The sequence below is a fragment of the Pseudomonas sp. CBS genome, from assembly GCF_024734645.1.
Lineage (GTDB): Bacteria > Pseudomonadota > Gammaproteobacteria > Pseudomonadales > Pseudomonadaceae > Aquipseudomonas.
In genome coordinates, this window is sequence record NZ_CP102929.1 from 342,471 (window position 1) to 357,937 (window position 15,467).

Below are 15,467 nucleotides of genomic sequence, written 5' to 3' on the forward strand. Positions count from 1 at the left end.
TGGAGCACTCATGTCTACGATCGCTGAGCTTGGCATTGCGGTAAATTCAGGCGAAGCGGTCAAGGCCACCTCCGACCTGGAGAATCTCGCACAGGCCGGCGCCAAGGCTGAGAAAGCGGCTGATGGTGTGTCTGCCGGCTTCGACAAGGCAGCGACTGCAACGGCGGACTTGTCGGCGTCTGAGCGCAAGCTTTCCGAGACGCTCGACGAGGCCAAAGCCCGCCTTCTGGCAACCGCGAAGGCTTCCCTGGAGTCGAGCGAGTACTACCAGCGCCTGACCACCAGCGTGAACACCAATGCTTCCGCCATGGAGTCGTCGGGATCGTCGGTAAGCAGCCTGGCATCGCTTCAGCGGCGTTTGCAGGCTGAATCCGATGCGCTCGTCGGCTCGACTGATCGTCAGGCCGAGGCAACCAAGAAGGCTGCCGCGGCGACCGGCGTTCAGGCCGAGGGGCTGCAAGAACTGCTCGGCAAGCTCAACCCCACGATGGCGGCGCTCGACAAGCTCGATCAGCAGCAGGCGCAGCTGCAGAAGTACAAGGCCGCCGGCGTCATTGATGCCGACACCTTCCGCGAGTACTCGACACGTATCGATGCGTCCCGGCAGAAGCTGGGCGAATTCGATGAGGGGCTTCGGAAAACCGGTATCAGTTCGGGGCAGACGCAGGCGGCGCTTCGGCAATTGCCTGCGCAGTTCACGGACATCTTCACCAGCCTGGTTGGTGGGCAGAACCCGTTGATGGTGCTGATCCAGCAGGGCGGCCAGATCAAGGACTCTTTCGGCGGCATTGGCCCGACGATGGACGCCCTGAAGGACAAGTTCCGGTCGTTGTTTTCTGGTGGTGCTGGCGCTGCGGTGCTGGGGGAATCCCTCGCAGGTATCGCCTCAGGGGCGAAGGACACCGCCGAGAACGCGGGCGAGGCAAGCGAGAGCCTGTCAGACCTGGCTGAAAGTTCGAACACTGCGGCAGAAGCTGCCGAGAACGCACAGAAGGCAGTAGGTGCGATCAGCCCTGCGATCAGTGGTGTAACGCTTGGCGCGGCGGGCATGGTCCTCGCGCTGGTTTCTGTAGTTGCTGCTCTCGGCACTGTGATCTACGGCTACAAAAGCGGTAGCCAAGAGGCGGACGAGTACAACAAATCGCTGATTTTGACCGGAAATTACGCGGGCACTTCAGCGAGCCGCCTGGCCGAATTGGCGCAGCAGGTAAGCGCAACCAACGGCACAACTAGCGAGGCTGCAGCATCGCTTGCCAAACTGGCTGCCAGTGGAGTTATCGCTGGCGGCAGTTTTAAGGATATTGCGGATGCCGCCGCTGCGATGGAGGACGCCACCGGTAAGTCGGTCGACGCGACGATTGCCGAGTTTGTGAAAATCGCGAAGGACCCTGTTGCTGCCGCCAAAGAACTGAATGATCAGTACCACTTCCTGACCGCTTCGGTTTATTCGCAAATCGTTGCACTGAAGGAGCAGGGCGACACTATCGGTGCCGCCAAACTCCTCACAGACACCTACGCGGATACCGTTAAAAGCCGATCCACGGAGATCACCGACAACCTGGGCTTCATCGAGAAAGCCTGGAAGGGCATCACCGACGAAGCCAAGAAATCGCTGGATGCGATCAAGAACATTGGCAGGGACCAGGGTGATGCAGTTCGGGTCACAGAGCTCAATCAGAAAATTGCTTACCTGGAATCTACGGTGGGCACGGGCTTCGAGGATGGTGATGCGAAAGCGCGCCTCACCGCGCTCAAGGATGAGCTGAGCCTGCTACAGGACAAGAAAGCCGCCCAGGAGGACGAGGAAAAACGTAAAAGTGACGATGCCAGGACCCACAAGGAAGGGATTGAAGCCGAGCAACGTCTCAAGCAGCTCAGCGACTCAATGCTCAGCAATGCCGAGAAGCGAGACAAGCTGACCAAGGCGTATTTGCGTGATGTCGAGGTGCTGAAAAAAGCGAACCCTGATGACCCAAAGGTCCAGGCCGACTATGTCGCCAAAACCCTCCAGAACATCAAGGACAAGAACAAGGATCCGAAAACTGCTTCGGCCGGCGCTGTAGACCTCACGGCGTACAACCATGCGCAGAACGCGCTCAAGGGTATTCAGGACGAATACGCCAACACCCAGAAGCAGTTGGACGCCGCGCAGAAGGCCGGGCTGATCTCGCAAGCCGATTACGCGACACAGCGTGCAGTTTTGATCCGCGCCGAGAAGGATGAAGTCACCGCCGGCTACGAAGCTGAGATTGCGGCCCTTGAAGCTGCACAGGGCAAGAAGGCCACTACAGCCGCGCAAAGTATCCAGCTGGACCAGAAGATCGCTGACGCGCGCGCAGGGATGGTCAAGGCGCAGAAGGACGCTGATAGTCAGCTTGAAGTGCTGGCAACAAGCGAGACCGGGCGCCTGGCGAAGCAGGAACGGTCGATTACCACTTATGTGCAGGCCCTGGCTCAGCAGCAAAGAGCCCTGGAACTTGCCGGCCAACGTGCAGTGCTCGGCGTGGGCCAGGGTGACCGCCAGAACGCGCTCAACAGCGAACTGAACAGCCAGCAAGACCGGTTCGCTCAGCAGTCGCTGGAGTTGGCCAATCAGAAATCTGACCCGTCGCGCAACATGTCGGAGGAGGAGTTCAATCGTAAGTCGCAGGCGCTCGCAGACGCGAACAAAGCGGCGACCGACCAGATCCGGCAGAACTACGCAGATGTGGAGGCTGCCCAAGGCGACTGGACGAAGGGCGCTACTTCTGCCTGGGACAACTATCTGGATTCGGCGAAGAACATTGCCGGCCAGACCAAAAGTCTGTTCGGCAACGCCTTCAGCAGTATGGAGGACGCGATCGTCAACTTCGCAATGACCGGTAAGGCATCGTTCTCGGACTTTGCTAAGTCGATCCTTGCAGATATGGCGCGCATTGCTACCCGCCAGGCGAGTTCGGCATTGCTGAGCAGCTTGGTTGGCGCAACGGCCAGCTACTTCGGTGGCGGCGGTGGTTCTGGCGGCGCAAGTCAGGCCGGGTACACCGGTACCGACCTTTCAAGCTTCACCCCGGGCAGCATTCAGGCCAAGGGTGGCGCCTGGTCGGGCGGTGTGCAGATGTTCGCCGACGGCGGCGCCTTCACCAACTCAATCGTCAGCAAGCCCACGGCGTTCGGCATGGCCAACGGCAAAACCGGGGTCATGGGCGAGGCGGGCGACGAGGCAATCATGCCGCTAACCCGCACAGCCAACGGCAAGCTGGGTGTTTCTGCGGTTGGAGGCGGCGGTGGCGGTGTAAATCTCAGCCTCAGCATGCCGATCATCCTAACGGACCAGGAGGCCGGCCGCCCTGATGGAGCCGAGTTCGACGTCGAACTGTTCCAGCGCAACATGGAGTCGCGCACCCGGCAAATCGCAACAGAAGAGATCGCCAAGTCTTGGCGCCAGGGCGGCCAGAGTTTCCGCCAAGTGAAAGGATGATTTATGGCAATCGAGCGATTTACCTGGGCCACTGAAAAGGGCGTCGAGGGTGATATCAAGCAGCGCGTACGCACGAAGCAGTTTGCCGACGGCTACGCGCAGTCGACCGAGGACGGGATCAACAACAAATTCCAGTCTTGGCCGGTCACCTTTACCGGTATGAAGAGCCGCATCAAGGACATCATGGACTTCATCGACCGGCACAAGGGTGCAAAGGGCTTCCTCTGGGAGCCGCCCCTGGGCGACCTGGGCCTCTACAAGTGCAACGGCTACAAGCCAGTGCACCGCGGCGGGCAGGTCTACGCCATCACCGCGACCTTCGAACAAACCTTTCACCCCTGAGATAACCGCCCATGGCACTGATCACGGACATCCAGAAACTGGAGCCCGGCGCCGAAATTCGCCTGTTTGAAATTGACGGGACCGAATACGGCGCGGATTACCTGCGCTTTCACGGTCACGCCATCCCGCACACGCCCGAGGAGCTGCTGTCCTACGAGCATTCGGAGGAGGACCTGCCGGCCAAGTCGATTTGGTGGCAGGGCGCCGAGTACGCGGCATGGCCAGTGCAGATCGAGGGCATTGGCTCCAACAGCGACGGCACGGCCACCAGGCCTACGTTCGCCGCCGGCAACATCAACGGGCGCGTCACTGCGTTGTGCCTGGCTTTCGAGGACCTGCTGAAGTTCAAGCTGACCGTTCGTGAGACCCTGGCTCAGTACCTGGACGCCGCGAACTTCGCCGAAGGCAACCCAACTGCTGACCCGACACAGGAAGGGCTGGAGATCTGGTACATCGACCAGAAAACCAGCGAGGACGGCGAGGCAGTGGTATGGGAGCTGTCGTCCCCGGGCGAGATCGATAATCACGGTCTGCCCGGGCGCCAGATGACGACCTTCTGCCACTGGGCCATGACCAATGGTTACCGGGGGCCGGACTGCGGCTACACCGGCGCGGCCATGTTCGACGACGAGGACAACCCCACGGATGACCCGGCCAAGGATCAGTGCAAGGGTTGCCTGTCGTCCTGCAAGTTGCGCTTCGGCGAGAACAACGAACTTTCCTTCGGCGGATTCCCTGCCGTATCCCTCATTGCCCGGAGCTGACCATGCGCAAGCACATCATTGCGGCCATCCAGGCGCATGCGGCGGCGGAGTATCCGCGCGAGTGTTGCGGGCTGCTGCTGGCTGTGGGGCGGGCGCAGAAGTACTTCCCATGCCGGAACATCGCCACGGAGCCGAACGAAGAGTTCCGACTTGATCCTGAGGACTACGCTGCAGCGGAGGACCTGGGCGAAGTCATTGGCATTGTCCATTCACACCCGGACGCCACCAGCCGGCCGTCACCGCATGACCTGGCCATGTGCGAGGCCACCGCCTTGCCCTGGCACATTCTGTCGTGGCCGGAGGGCGACATACGCACGATCACGCCAACAGGCAGCACGCAGCTGCTCAAGCGGCCGTTCGTTCATGGGGCCTGGGACTGCTGGCAGGTATGCGCTGATTGGTACCAGCGCGAATGGGGGCTTGAGTTTGAAGCCTTCCAGCGCGTAGATGGGTGGTGGGAGAGCGCGGAAAACGCCAGTTTGTACGAGCAGCACTACGAGGCCGCCGGCTTTACTCGCGTGGACCGGCCACAGCGTGGCGATCTGATCGTCATGCACGTCGGGCGCACGGTTCACCCGAATCACGCCGGGATCTACCTGGGCACTGATCCAGTTCTACCTGGAGAAAAATCGGAGGTATTCGGCCCGGGCCCATTCCTGCTGCACCACCTTTACGGAAGGCCGTCCGAGATCATAGTTTTCGGCGGCCCCTGGCACGACCGAATGCGCCTGATCCTCAGGCACAAAGACGCAACACAACCAAAATGACGCGGCAGAGCCGCAAGGGTGAGCTATGCAAGCCAGCCAGCGCTACACACTGAATATTCGAGATCTATTTATCAGCTCAAGCGAGGGCCCTTGCGGCGCCGAGGTGGTTGTCGCCATTCTAGACGGCGATACCGAAATCGACCGATTGAGCTTCAAGGGCAAAGTTGGGCCGGGTGGTGATGGTTACGACAGAAGCTATACCGCGAAGCCGGGGCTGAAGGCGAAAAAAATCTCTGGCCCCGGGTCTATCACGATGAAATCAGCGATCTAGATCGGAGAAGATGAAATCATCCGTTCCGAGCCTGTGAGATCCGTACCCCGCGACGTAGCCATCACCCGCGGTCGTCGCTTGGGATTCAGCCTCATCTTTGCTCGAGAAAACGCCGTGAAGACTCCATGGAGAATTTCGGACAACACCCCAACCGAGTACGGACCCTGCGTTATCTGGATCTTTTGGTAGTTGATTACTCACATTGACCTCCAGGTCATAAACGCGCCGATATTGGCGCAACCCCAGTCCTTGGGCTTGCAGGTGAAGGACTGGGAAATCCTTGCATGAAGGCAGGAGGCTACTATCGGAAGGATTGTTGGCGTTACTGAGGATTCGTACAGCTGGTTTCGCATTCATGTAAAACAGTGCTACGACATTTCTGAACCATGAAGTATCAGCTAATGAGGTGCCTGTGTGTTTAAACACCCGGCAAACTGGAAGTCTGCCGGGACTGACGAGCTATTAAGGCATTAAGACCGAATCTACAACGTGGATTACGCCGTTGGACTGCATAACGTCTGCGATGCTGATACTCGCCTTACCGCCTTTGGCATCTACCACCCACAGCTTGCCGTCATGCAGCTTGATATTTAGCGATTCACCTTGAACTGATTTCAACACCACGGTGCCGCCGTTCTTTTTGGCATCTGCCATCAGTTGCGCCGATGTGTGAGTGCCAGGCACGACGTGGTAGGTCAGAATTTTAGTCAGATCGGCTTTGTGTTCAGGCTTGACCAGTGTATCGACGGTCCCGGCTGGCAGCTTGGCAAAGGCTTCGTTCGTTGGGGCGAATACAGTGAAAGGGCCTTTGCTGTTAAGCGTATCGACCAATCCGGCAGCTTTGACTGCAGCTACCAGCGTCGTGTGGTCCTTCGAATTGACCGCGTTCTCGACAATGGTTTTGCTTGGGTACATCGCTGCGCCTCCGACCATCACTGTATCGGCGGCAAAGCTGAGCGTGGCAGTGACGGAGAGAATCGCGAAGCAGGCTGCAGCAGCAAATTTTTTGTAAAAAGCGTGCATGATGTATCTCCTAGGCTCTTATGCCCTCCGAGTGAGGGTATTGAATCTACGAGCCAACGATCAAAGTGGATGCACCTTTTCAAAAAATAACTTTTTAAGCGCGGCGCCTGCCGGTTCAAACCTGTCGGCCGCTTTCACTGGCATTCCATCCACGCTGGATGCCTGGACAGGCCTGGTCAACGCATCCTTGTCTGCTGAGAAGCGTACCGATTGAGGTGGCGATGGATTCACGTGCAGTGATCCCAACCCTATTGGCCTTGCTCAACTCGGCAGCTTTCGTGCGTCAGTACGTGCGCATAAGAAGAGTTACCTGCGAGCCATTGCTTTCGGTTTTGTATTCTTTCCCTACTTGCAAATTGGCTTTGACGTGGCCGGATTTGTGAACGTTTTGTTTCTCGTTCTGGAAGTCATAAACGAGGTCTGCTTTAGCTTGGCCGTCAGGGGAGAGTTCTGTAACTACACAACTGATGTATTCGGATGATGCAGCCCCCTTTGCGCCTTTATTGGTTGAGGCTGCCGTCGAAACATGGCCCACGATGCTGGTGCAGTTAGCAGAATAGGAATCGACATTAACTTGGAGAGCAAACGACCTGGGATTTGGGGCGTTCAGATCAACGTCCGATTCGTAAATGATCTCTCCGTTGTAGGTCATTGTTTGATGGCTCATCGCTGGGATATGTGGGAACTGCTCAGCGGCCTGTTGCTGGGCCGTAGTGGAGGTAGCCACCAAGATAGTGAGTAGAGGAAGGGTGTTCCTGATACGAGAAAGCATGCTGAATTTCCTTTTTATGGAATATCTCTTTTCGGCGCCGTTCTCCGAAGCTTTATGCCAAGGCAGAAAATTGCCCATGATCCATCACCGGATTGAAAAATGAATCTGAAGATCGGCCTAATGTCGGTTTGAGCTAGAGATCAGAGATGCTAGATTTCCTCCCTAACCACAGAGGGAACGACATGCGAATTTTGATAGCGGCGGTAGCGATCGCGATGCTGGCGGGGTGCGTTTCACCCAGTGACCTGCGCACGAATACACCTACCGTCAGCGCAACCACGAAAAAAGAGCCGAAGAAGTATGCCTTGTGCGTATTCCCTCACTGGCAGGATGCAAGGTCTGAGGCGACGATGTCCGAAACCGAGAACGGTTACCGCCTTGTGATCGGCGCGATGCAGTTGACCGACGAGCTACTTGAGATCAACAAGTCCTCCAACGGAAGCTCTGTCGTCTTTTATCAGCGATCCGCCTGGGCGCCAGGAGTTGGCCGAACAGCAATCGAGGCCGCGGTCCGCAACTGCCTGTAAATCAAATCGAATCTTCAGCCCGCTTCGGCGGGCTTTTTGTTGCCTGGAGAAAAGAATGTCAGCTCTCGCGATCAACTATCAACCCATGACCACAATTTTGCTTTACGGGCAGCTAAGGCAGTTCGGTAGATCGTTCCGACTGTCCGTGCGGTCGCCGGCGGAAGCAATCAAAGCGCTTTGTGTGCAAATCCCAGGCTTCGAGCGGTTTCTGTCCAATGCGAAGTCAAGAGGGATTGAGTTTGCGGTGTTCCGCGGCGTGAAGCCTTTGTCCGAGGGCGAGTTAGCGTTCACGGGGGCGGGAGAGATTCGTATAGCCCCAGTAATAACTGGCAGCAAGCGTGCGGGCCTACTGCAAACAATCATCGGTGCAATATTGATCGCTGTCTCGTTCATTCCTGGCTTTCAAGTTTTGATGCCCATAGGCATCAGCCTCGTTGCTGGCGGCGTCATCCAGATGCTAAGCCCTCAGGCCGGCGGACTGAAGACCAGTGCTGCGCCCGAGAACACACCCGGCTATGCCTTCGGTAGCGCCAAGAACACCACCGCATCTGGCAACCCTGTTCCGCTATGTGCGGGCCGGCGCCGGTGGGGTGGTGCGATCATCAGCGCGGAGATCTACGCCGAAGACCAAATGTAACCACCACCCGCAGCATCGCAGCCGCCCATGAGGCGGTTTTTTATTGTCTGGAGAAAAGCATGGGCGCAGCACGCAAGGTCGACATCTACGGCGCCAAGGGCGGCTCGGATAAGCCAAAAACACCAATCGAGGCGCCGGATAGCCTGCGCTCTGTCGCCATGGCCAAGATGCTGATCGCCGTAGGCGAGGGGGAGTTCGAGGGGACTCCAACCGCCAAGGATATCTACCTCGACAACACTCCGCTACAAGACCCCCAGGGCAATATGAACTTCCCAAACGTAAAGTGGGAGTGGCGCACCGGGGCGGTCGACCAAACCTACATACAGGGCATCCCATCGGTCGCCAACGAAACCACGATCGGCACCGAATTGCGTAGCGGTACGCCCTGGGTTCGCGCGATCAGCAATATCCAGCTTTCGGCTATTCGTGTGCGCTTTGCCTGGCCCGCGATTCAGTCTGTGGACGCCGGCGGCAACATCAACGGTTACGCGATCGGCTACAAGGTTGAATTGGCTACAGACGGCGGCGCATACCAAGAGGTTTTGAACGAGGCCGTTTCCGGGAAGACCACGAGCATTTATGAGCGCAGCCGCAGAATCGATCTTCCGCGGGCGACAACTGGCTGGCTGTTGCGAATCACTCGACTGACGCCCAACCAGAACAACAACAAAATTTCAGACACGATGCAGATCGCGGGCTTCACCGAAGTCATCGATGCCAAGATCCGGTACCCGAATACCGCACTGCTCTATATCGAGTTTTCTGCCGAGCAATTCCGCAACATCCCGGCGGTGACAACTGAATGCGATGGCCGGAAGTGGCAGGTGCCGAGCAACTATGATCCTCGGGCCCGCAGCTATACCGGCATTTGGGACGGCACCTTCAAAGAGGCATGGACCGACAACCCGGTCTGGCACACCTACGGCATCACCACGAACGACCGTTTCGGCCTTGGTCGCCGCATTAAGCCGTGGATGGTCGATAAATGGGAGCTCTACAGGATCTCCCAGTACGCGGACCAGTTGGTGCCCGACGGTAAGGGAGGCATGGAGCCGCGCTTCATCTGCAATCTGAACCTGCAGAGCAAGGCCGATGCCTGGTCTTTGCTGCGTGACATCTCGGCGATCTACCGGGGCATGACCTACTGGGCCCAAGGCCAGGTGTTCACCCTGTCGGATATGCCACGGGCCACTGACTTTGACTTCGCCTACACCCGCGCGAACGTCATTGATGGGAAGTTCACCTACTCCAGTTCGTCGGAGCGAACCCGGTATAGCCGGGCCCTGGTCAGCTACGACAATCGACTGAACAACTACGACACCGATGTAACGGCGACAACTGATCCGAAGCTGCAACGTCGCTATGGAGACAACCCGCTTGAAATCTCAGCTATTGGCTGTGATCGCGAGTCCGAGGCCCAGCGCCGTGGCAAGTGGGCGGTGCTCACCAACTCCAAGGACCGAGCGGTAACGTTTCGTGTCGGCCTGGACGGTCGTATTCCGCTGCCTGGCTACGTCGTTCCGATCGCTGACGAACTGCTGGCCGGTCGGCCCGTGGGCGGGCGCATCTCGGCCGTAAATGGCAAAGTAATTACCCTGGACCGCGACACCCAGGCCAAGCCCGGTGATCGGCTGATCCTCAATCTGCCCGACGGCAAGTGCGAGGGGCGCACCGTGCAACTGGTCAGTGGTCGCCAGGTCACGGTCACCACGGCGTACTCCGTCGCGCCTGAGCAGGAACTGGTGTGGGCGCTCGACGCTGGCGACCTGGCCATCCCGCTGTACCGGGTGACCAGCGTGTCCCGGCCAGAACCTGGCGTGTTCGAAATCTCGGCCGTGCAGTACGACCCGAGCAAGTTCGCTCACATCGACACCGGCGCCCGGCTGGAAGAGCGGCCGATCAGCGTTATTCCGATCACCGTGGTTCCGGCGCCGGCCAGCGTCACGCTGACGTCGAGCTACGCCGTGAACCAAGGCATCGCCATCAGCACCATGAACATCTCGTGGCCCGCTGTGAGCGGTGCGATCGCCTATGACGTGGAGTGGCGCAAGGACAGCGGCAACTGGATCAAGGTGCAGCGCACTGGCTCGACCAGCGTCGACGTCACCGGCATCTACTCGGGCGTCTACATAGCCCGGGTACGCTCGGTGAGCGCCTTCGAAATCTCGTCGATCTGGAAAAGCTCGAACCTGACCAATCTAGAAGGGAAGGTCGGCCTGCCGCCGGCGGTGGCGTTCCTGACCACCACCAGCCTGGTCTACGGCATTGGCATCCAGTGGGGATTCCGGCCGGGCGCCGAAGATACCCAGCGCACGGAGCTCTGGTACAGCCAGTCGCCGGACTTGGGCACCGCGATCAAGCTGAGCGACTTCAGCTATCCGCAGGCAAAGCACGAGATGCAAAACATCCTGGCGGGTGCGAGCCTCTACTTCTGGGCGCGCCTGGTGGACCGCACGGGCAACGTCGGGCCGTTCTGGCCGATTCCCGGAGCAGTGAATGGTCGGGCCAGTTCGGACCAGACCGAGTACGACAAGTACTTCGCCGATAAGATCGGCAAGGGCGCGCTGTACCAGAGCCTGCGTGCGGAGATCGACCTGATCACGGGCGATGGCCCTGGCTCGGTCAACGATCGCCTGGAGAAGGCCAAGCAGGAGCTGGAAGACCTGATCTCTGAAGTGGTCGATGCATTGGAATATGTGCCAACCAAGACGTACGCCAAGGGCGACATGGTGCGAGTTGGCCAGCAGCTGTTCCAGGCGACCACGGCGGTGCCGGTCTACACATCGCCACCGAACGCCAACTACTGGTTCAACCTGGGCACCATCGCCGAAACCAACGCAGCCATGGCCTTGGAAATCAGCAAGAACAAGACCGCTATCGAAGAGGTCGACGGGAAGGTCAAAGCCACGGCCGAGAAGCTGGACGGAGTGTATGCGCTGGTCAAGTCCGACTCTGCGGGTTCGGAGGTAGGCAGCGCAGGGGATGACACATCATCTGCCGGCGCCTGGTCGCTGATGTCTGCGATTGCGGAGCGGGATTTTGCGCAATCTCAACGGACCGACATTGTAGAGGCCAAGGTAAGGGATAACGCGGCCAGCATCACTACCGTGCAGACCGCTATGGCCACTGACAAGGCTTCTACGGCAGAACAGATCAACACGCTTAAGGCGACAGCCGGATCAAATACGGCCGCCATCCAAGTCGTCAGCAAGGCTCAGGCCACTACCGACGGGAAGGTTTCGTCGATGGTCACCTTCAAGGCTGAGACGGATGCTGGGGGCAAGAAAGTTGCCTCCGGCTTTGCCTTTGGATCGGACGGCGAGCAGGCAGAGTTCTTGATCTTCGCTCAACGCTTCGCCGTGGTCGACGAGGTCAGCGGTGCTGTTGTGCCAATGTTTGTGGTTCAGAACAACCAGGTGTTCATCAATCAAGCAATCATCAGCAAAGCATTTATTCAGGAGATCATCCTGGGCATGACACTGCGTTCTGAGGCTGTGAACTCTAAAGGCCTGCCGCTACTGGAGATCAACGTCAAAGCAGGAACGTTCACGCTCCGCAGCTCGGGGACTGGCGGCTCGTCCCTCCTCAACAACGACGGACTGGCCGTATACGACGGGAGCGACGTTCGCCGCGGTATGTTCGGGAGGCTCTCGTAATGGATGAGTTCGGGCTGGCCACATGGAGTGCAACTGGGGTCAAGGAGCTTGACCCCAGTTCGTTCACCATGCGCGTTGCGTTTTCCTCTCTTGTGTACTTCGCCCCTGGTACTGCAGGCGGCACCTTTCAAACCTTCTCCGTTCCGGGATGCAATCCACAGAACAGCTTTGCTTTGGTAGTTCCCGTTGATGTGTATGACGGGACGATATTCGAACCCCAAATGCTCGACGGGAGCGTTCGAGTTTGGCGGGGGCACAGAACCGCTGTGCAGGGATTGAATGGATATGGGACTCAGCGCGTACTTGTAGTGAGGTTTAAATGAGTTACGGTTTCGAATTCATTAATGATCAAAGCGTGGTGGCCGTTGATAGTGAGTTTGCGCGCCTTTCTGTTATATCGAGTGGCCGATATACCTGGAATCAGCAAAGCAATTTAGTTGCGATCACCATGTTTTCGCGCACCATTACCACCGTTGAAGCCCCGCTGGTATTCATAAAGCCTGATCGGGTCAACATGGTTGCCGGATTATGCCAGTTCAGAATGATCGGCTCACCGGGAGCCTGGACCGGTTTTTCGGTACGTGGCTATAACTTCGATACCGCGCGTCCCAACGGCGAGTATTTCGCCGCTGCATGGCAGTCAGCGCCCGTTGCTCAGTATGGGGCAAGGCTTTTCGATGGATCTGAGAAGGTAATATTCGACACCGGCATGCCCTTCGCGAATTTCACTAGAGCCTATGAGGGTTGGACGTATGTCACTGCCGGCCGAGATGCTCAAGGGTTAACCATGGTGTATTTCTCACTGCCTTTCGATTTTAACTCCAATGAATTTATGCTGATCAACAACTTCTCAATGAAGATGAGCGGCGCTCAATACGGCCAGGTAGATCTTTACTGTTGGTGGGATTTTCCTGGTAATAAGTTGTGGGCTATTACCATCGGTGCGACTAACGTCAATACGATGTTTTTGCCTGCGGCCTTTGCTAAGAAACAAGTTTAACTTACTTCAATAAAGTCACTCGAAATCTAGAGTGATTCATGTGGGAAATATCATGGCTAGACAAGAAATAATACTGGGTACACCTCCGACTGGCGTGGGTGGCGATACGCCGCGCGTGGCCAGCTCAAAGATCAACGCGATGATGACCGAACTCTATGTGAGGAATGCGCAGCTAGGCACTGCGTCCAACGCGAACATCGGTACCGCCACAGGGAACGTCATGCCGGTAGGCGCATTTGGCCTTGGAGCGGTTTCGGCGCCTGTTTCGGCGTCTCCATCGACGGTCGGGTTTAGCGTCACCTCTGGCGCCAGCGCCGACCAGACTCCATCACCGGGGTCGGGTGGTTCGCGCTTGACCATGAACACTGGCGGCCTGCTGTTCAACGAATTGGTGATCGCCGCAAACAGCGCCACGAGCCCGACGATGGGTTACCGCCAGTTCAATGCGAACGGCGTACCCGGCCCCTGGAACATCGTCTACACCAACCAAAACACCACCCGTGCCCAAGACGGCACCCTCAAGGCGATCTGATCATGGCAAGAGCAGCAATCAATATCATGGGGGAGACGGGCGCTCTGTTTGATATCACCTCGCTGGGTGGTATGGACGTCGACAGCTACCGCTCTGGCGTGGGTGTGTACTGCGTCACTGGCACGCTGGGGATGGTGCCTTTTCCACCTGTCGACCAGGGCTGGGGATATTCACTGCACCCCTCGGAAAACACCGCAAAGGTAAATGTCTTCTTTGACGAGGGCCTGCTCACCGTAACGGTGACGATGGATGGCGAGCCCTACGATCTGAAAACGCTGATCACGCTCCACATCCTGGTGCCGGACCTACCGCCGGAAGAAGTGCAGCCACCTGCGCCAATCGTAATTGACCCCATGGAGCTCGCACAGGCTGAGATTAACCGGCTGCGCGCCGTTGCTGACTACGCTGTTGCGCCGCTTCAGGACGCCGTGGATGTCGACGAAGCTACGGAAGCGGAGGTCGCTTCGCTCAAGGTCTGGAAGAAATACCGCGTTGCGCTAAATCGAGTGCCAGAGCAGGCCGGCTATCCAGAGACCATTGACTGGCCGTCCGCTCCTGCCTGACGTCACCCCGAATACAGGCACCCGCCATTAGCGGGTTTTTTATTGCCCGGAGAAAGCCATGCCGATCACTGAGCAGCAGCTGCTGCAGATCCTCCCAAACGCCGGCCGCAATGCCGGCGTTTTTGTTCCTGTGCTGAATACGGCCATGGCCAAGTACGGAATCGTCACGCGCCTGCGCATGGCCGCCTTCATCGCCCAGATCGGGCATGAGTCTGGGCAGTTCCGCTGGTTGAAAGAGTTGTGGGGCCCCACGGCGCAGCAGGACCGCTACGAAGGGCGCGCCGACCTGGGCAACAAGGCCAATGGCGATGGCTTCAAATACCGTGGCCGTGGCCTGATCCAGATCACCGGCCGGGCCAACTATGCGGCGTGCGGCGATGCCCTGGGCCTGGACCTGATCAATCAGCCCGAGCTGCTTGAGCAGCCGCAGTACGCGGCAATGTCGGCGGCGTGGTTTTGGTCCTCCCGCGGGCTGAACACCCTGGCGGACCAGAATGATTTCCTGAAGATCACCCGCCGTATCAATGGCGGCATCAACGGGCTGGCCGACCGCCAAGCGCTGTACGACAAGGCGCTGAAGGTGCTGGCGTGACTCCGGTGCAGAAGTTGGCCGTGGTCCTGCTGGCCATGGCCGTGAGCTTCGGCGCCGCCTGGCAGGTGCAGTACTGGCGGTATGACGGGAAGCTGGCAAAGCAGGCGGGGCAGTTCCAGACGGACCTCGATGCGATCGGCAACGCCGCTAACGCCCTGGCGCGGCGAGAGCAGGACAAGCGCCTGGCCACGGAGCAGGCCGTGGCCTCCTCCGACCAACAACATACCAAGGAATTATCCGATGCCCAGCGCAACCAGGCTCTGCTGCGTGACCGCCTTGCTACTGCTGATGTGCGGCTGTCAGTCCTTCTCGACGCCACGGATTCAGCCAGTGGCTGCGACGTGCCTGCCACCCCCGGCGCCGTCGGCGTGGTTCATGCAGCCCGTCGAGCCCAACTTGACCCAGCGCATGCTCAAAGAATTATCGCCGTTACCGACGACGGGGATAACGCCGTGATCGCGCTACGGGCGTGCCAAGCGTATGTCAGAGAAGTGAGCCGGTAAGTGTGAGCGTCGCGGGCAGATGCTGGAGGTGAGTGGCTGGCGCTTTATAGCGTGTGTC

Annotated in this window: 15 protein-coding genes; 13 read left to right on the forward strand and 2 right to left on the reverse strand. The window is 58.4% G+C overall.

Going from position 1 to position 15,467, the window contains the following annotated elements; genetic code table 11:
- Positions 1–10: 10 nt before the first annotated feature.
- From NVB75_RS01660 to NVB75_RS01680, 5 genes are read left to right on the forward strand one after another with little or no spacing between them, the layout of a single operon-like run.
- Positions 11–3,460, forward strand: a complete 3,450-nt coding sequence (locus NVB75_RS01660) for a phage tail tape measure protein (RefSeq protein WP_258345598.1) — start codon at positions 11–13, stop codon at positions 3,458–3,460.
- A gap of 3 nt (positions 3,461–3,463) precedes the next feature.
- A complete protein-coding gene (locus tag NVB75_RS01665) occupies positions 3,464–3,802 on the forward strand; it encodes a phage tail protein (RefSeq protein WP_258345600.1) in 339 nt (112 codons plus the stop codon).
- Between the two features lie 11 nt (positions 3,803–3,813).
- On the forward strand, positions 3,814–4,566 hold the full coding sequence (locus NVB75_RS01670; protein WP_258345601.1) for a phage minor tail protein L: 753 nt from the start codon (positions 3,814–3,816) through the stop codon (positions 4,564–4,566).
- 2 nt (positions 4,567–4,568) lie between these two features.
- Entirely contained in the window at positions 4,569–5,333 is a 765-nt protein-coding gene (locus NVB75_RS01675; RefSeq protein WP_258345602.1) for a C40 family peptidase, read from the forward strand.
- A 25-nt stretch (positions 5,334–5,358) separates the two neighbouring features.
- Positions 5,359–5,604 carry a hypothetical protein gene (locus NVB75_RS01680; protein ID WP_258345603.1) on the forward strand — a complete coding sequence of 82 codons (246 nt, stop codon included), beginning with the start codon at positions 5,359–5,361 and terminating at the stop codon, positions 5,602–5,604.
- 462 nt (positions 5,605–6,066) lie between these two features.
- Here the strand turns inward: NVB75_RS01680 and NVB75_RS01685 are convergent, their stop codons facing one another.
- Positions 6,067–6,627: a fasciclin domain-containing protein gene (locus tag NVB75_RS01685; protein ID WP_258345606.1), complete on the reverse strand. Its 561-nt coding sequence runs from the start codon at positions 6,625–6,627 to the stop codon at positions 6,067–6,069.
- 283 nt (positions 6,628–6,910) lie between these two features.
- Positions 6,911–7,477, reverse strand: a complete 567-nt coding sequence (locus NVB75_RS01690) for a hypothetical protein (RefSeq protein WP_258345607.1) — start codon at positions 7,475–7,477, stop codon at positions 6,911–6,913.
- A 104-nt stretch (positions 7,478–7,581) separates the two neighbouring features.
- Between NVB75_RS01690 and NVB75_RS01695 the strand changes: the two genes are divergently transcribed.
- The 8 genes from NVB75_RS01695 (at position 7,582) to NVB75_RS01730 (ending at position 15,409) form a co-directional block, all read left to right on the forward strand.
- Entirely contained in the window at positions 7,582–7,926 is a 345-nt protein-coding gene (locus NVB75_RS01695) for a hypothetical protein (protein WP_258345608.1), read from the forward strand.
- 55 nt (positions 7,927–7,981) lie between these two features.
- Positions 7,982–8,563 (forward strand): tail assembly protein, encoded by a 582-nt coding sequence (locus NVB75_RS01700; protein ID WP_258345609.1) that lies wholly within the window; start codon positions 7,982–7,984, stop codon positions 8,561–8,563.
- Positions 8,564–8,622: 59 nt separating this feature from the next.
- A complete protein-coding gene (locus NVB75_RS01705; RefSeq protein ID WP_258345610.1) occupies positions 8,623–12,219 on the forward strand; it encodes a phage tail protein in 3,597 nt (1,198 codons plus the stop codon).
- 319 nt (positions 12,220–12,538) lie between these two features.
- Positions 12,539–13,219: a hypothetical protein gene (locus tag NVB75_RS01710; protein WP_258345611.1), complete on the forward strand. Its 681-nt coding sequence runs from the start codon at positions 12,539–12,541 to the stop codon at positions 13,217–13,219.
- A 52-nt stretch (positions 13,220–13,271) separates the two neighbouring features.
- Complete coding sequence (locus tag NVB75_RS01715; RefSeq protein ID WP_258345612.1) at positions 13,272–13,751, forward strand: hypothetical protein; 480 nt, start codon at positions 13,272–13,274, stop codon at positions 13,749–13,751.
- 2 nt (positions 13,752–13,753) lie between these two features.
- Positions 13,754–14,314, forward strand: a complete 561-nt coding sequence (locus tag NVB75_RS01720; RefSeq protein WP_258345613.1) for a tail fiber assembly protein — start codon at positions 13,754–13,756, stop codon at positions 14,312–14,314.
- A gap of 58 nt (positions 14,315–14,372) precedes the next feature.
- Positions 14,373–14,906 carry a glycoside hydrolase family 19 protein gene (locus NVB75_RS01725; protein ID WP_258345614.1) on the forward strand — a complete coding sequence of 178 codons (534 nt, stop codon included), beginning with the start codon at positions 14,373–14,375 and terminating at the stop codon, positions 14,904–14,906.
- Positions 14,903–15,409 (forward strand): lysis protein, encoded by a 507-nt coding sequence (locus NVB75_RS01730; RefSeq protein ID WP_258345615.1) that lies wholly within the window; start codon positions 14,903–14,905, stop codon positions 15,407–15,409. The genes NVB75_RS01725 and NVB75_RS01730 overlap by 4 nt, the downstream gene beginning before the upstream one ends.
- Positions 15,410–15,467 lie beyond the last annotated feature (58 nt).

What these genes read in the sequence shown, in the direction of transcription:
- NVB75_RS01660 (WP_258345598.1), top strand. Translation starts at nt 11, where the DNA reads ATGTCTACGATCGCTGAGCTTGGCATTGCGGTAAATTCAGGCGAAGCG.
- NVB75_RS01665 (WP_258345600.1), top strand. Translation starts at nt 3,464, where the DNA reads ATGGCAATCGAGCGATTTACCTGGGCCACTGAAAAGGGCGTCGAGGGT.
- NVB75_RS01670 (WP_258345601.1), top strand. Translation starts at nt 3,814, where the DNA reads ATGGCACTGATCACGGACATCCAGAAACTGGAGCCCGGCGCCGAAATT.
- NVB75_RS01675 (WP_258345602.1), top strand. Translation starts at nt 4,569, where the DNA reads ATGCGCAAGCACATCATTGCGGCCATCCAGGCGCATGCGGCGGCGGAG.
- NVB75_RS01680 (WP_258345603.1), top strand. Translation starts at nt 5,359, where the DNA reads ATGCAAGCCAGCCAGCGCTACACACTGAATATTCGAGATCTATTTATC.
- NVB75_RS01685 (WP_258345606.1), bottom strand. Translation starts at nt 6,627, where the DNA reads ATGCACGCTTTTTACAAAAAATTTGCTGCTGCAGCCTGCTTCGCGATT.
- NVB75_RS01690 (WP_258345607.1), bottom strand. Translation starts at nt 7,477, where the DNA reads ATGGGCAATTTTCTGCCTTGGCATAAAGCTTCGGAGAACGGCGCCGAA.
- NVB75_RS01695 (WP_258345608.1), top strand. Translation starts at nt 7,582, where the DNA reads ATGCGAATTTTGATAGCGGCGGTAGCGATCGCGATGCTGGCGGGGTGC.
- NVB75_RS01700 (WP_258345609.1), top strand. Translation starts at nt 7,982, where the DNA reads ATGTCAGCTCTCGCGATCAACTATCAACCCATGACCACAATTTTGCTT.
- NVB75_RS01705 (WP_258345610.1), top strand. Translation starts at nt 8,623, where the DNA reads ATGGGCGCAGCACGCAAGGTCGACATCTACGGCGCCAAGGGCGGCTCG.
- NVB75_RS01710 (WP_258345611.1), top strand. Translation starts at nt 12,539, where the DNA reads ATGAGTTACGGTTTCGAATTCATTAATGATCAAAGCGTGGTGGCCGTT.
- NVB75_RS01715 (WP_258345612.1), top strand. Translation starts at nt 13,272, where the DNA reads ATGGCTAGACAAGAAATAATACTGGGTACACCTCCGACTGGCGTGGGT.
- NVB75_RS01720 (WP_258345613.1), top strand. Translation starts at nt 13,754, where the DNA reads ATGGCAAGAGCAGCAATCAATATCATGGGGGAGACGGGCGCTCTGTTT.
- NVB75_RS01725 (WP_258345614.1), top strand. Translation starts at nt 14,373, where the DNA reads ATGCCGATCACTGAGCAGCAGCTGCTGCAGATCCTCCCAAACGCCGGC.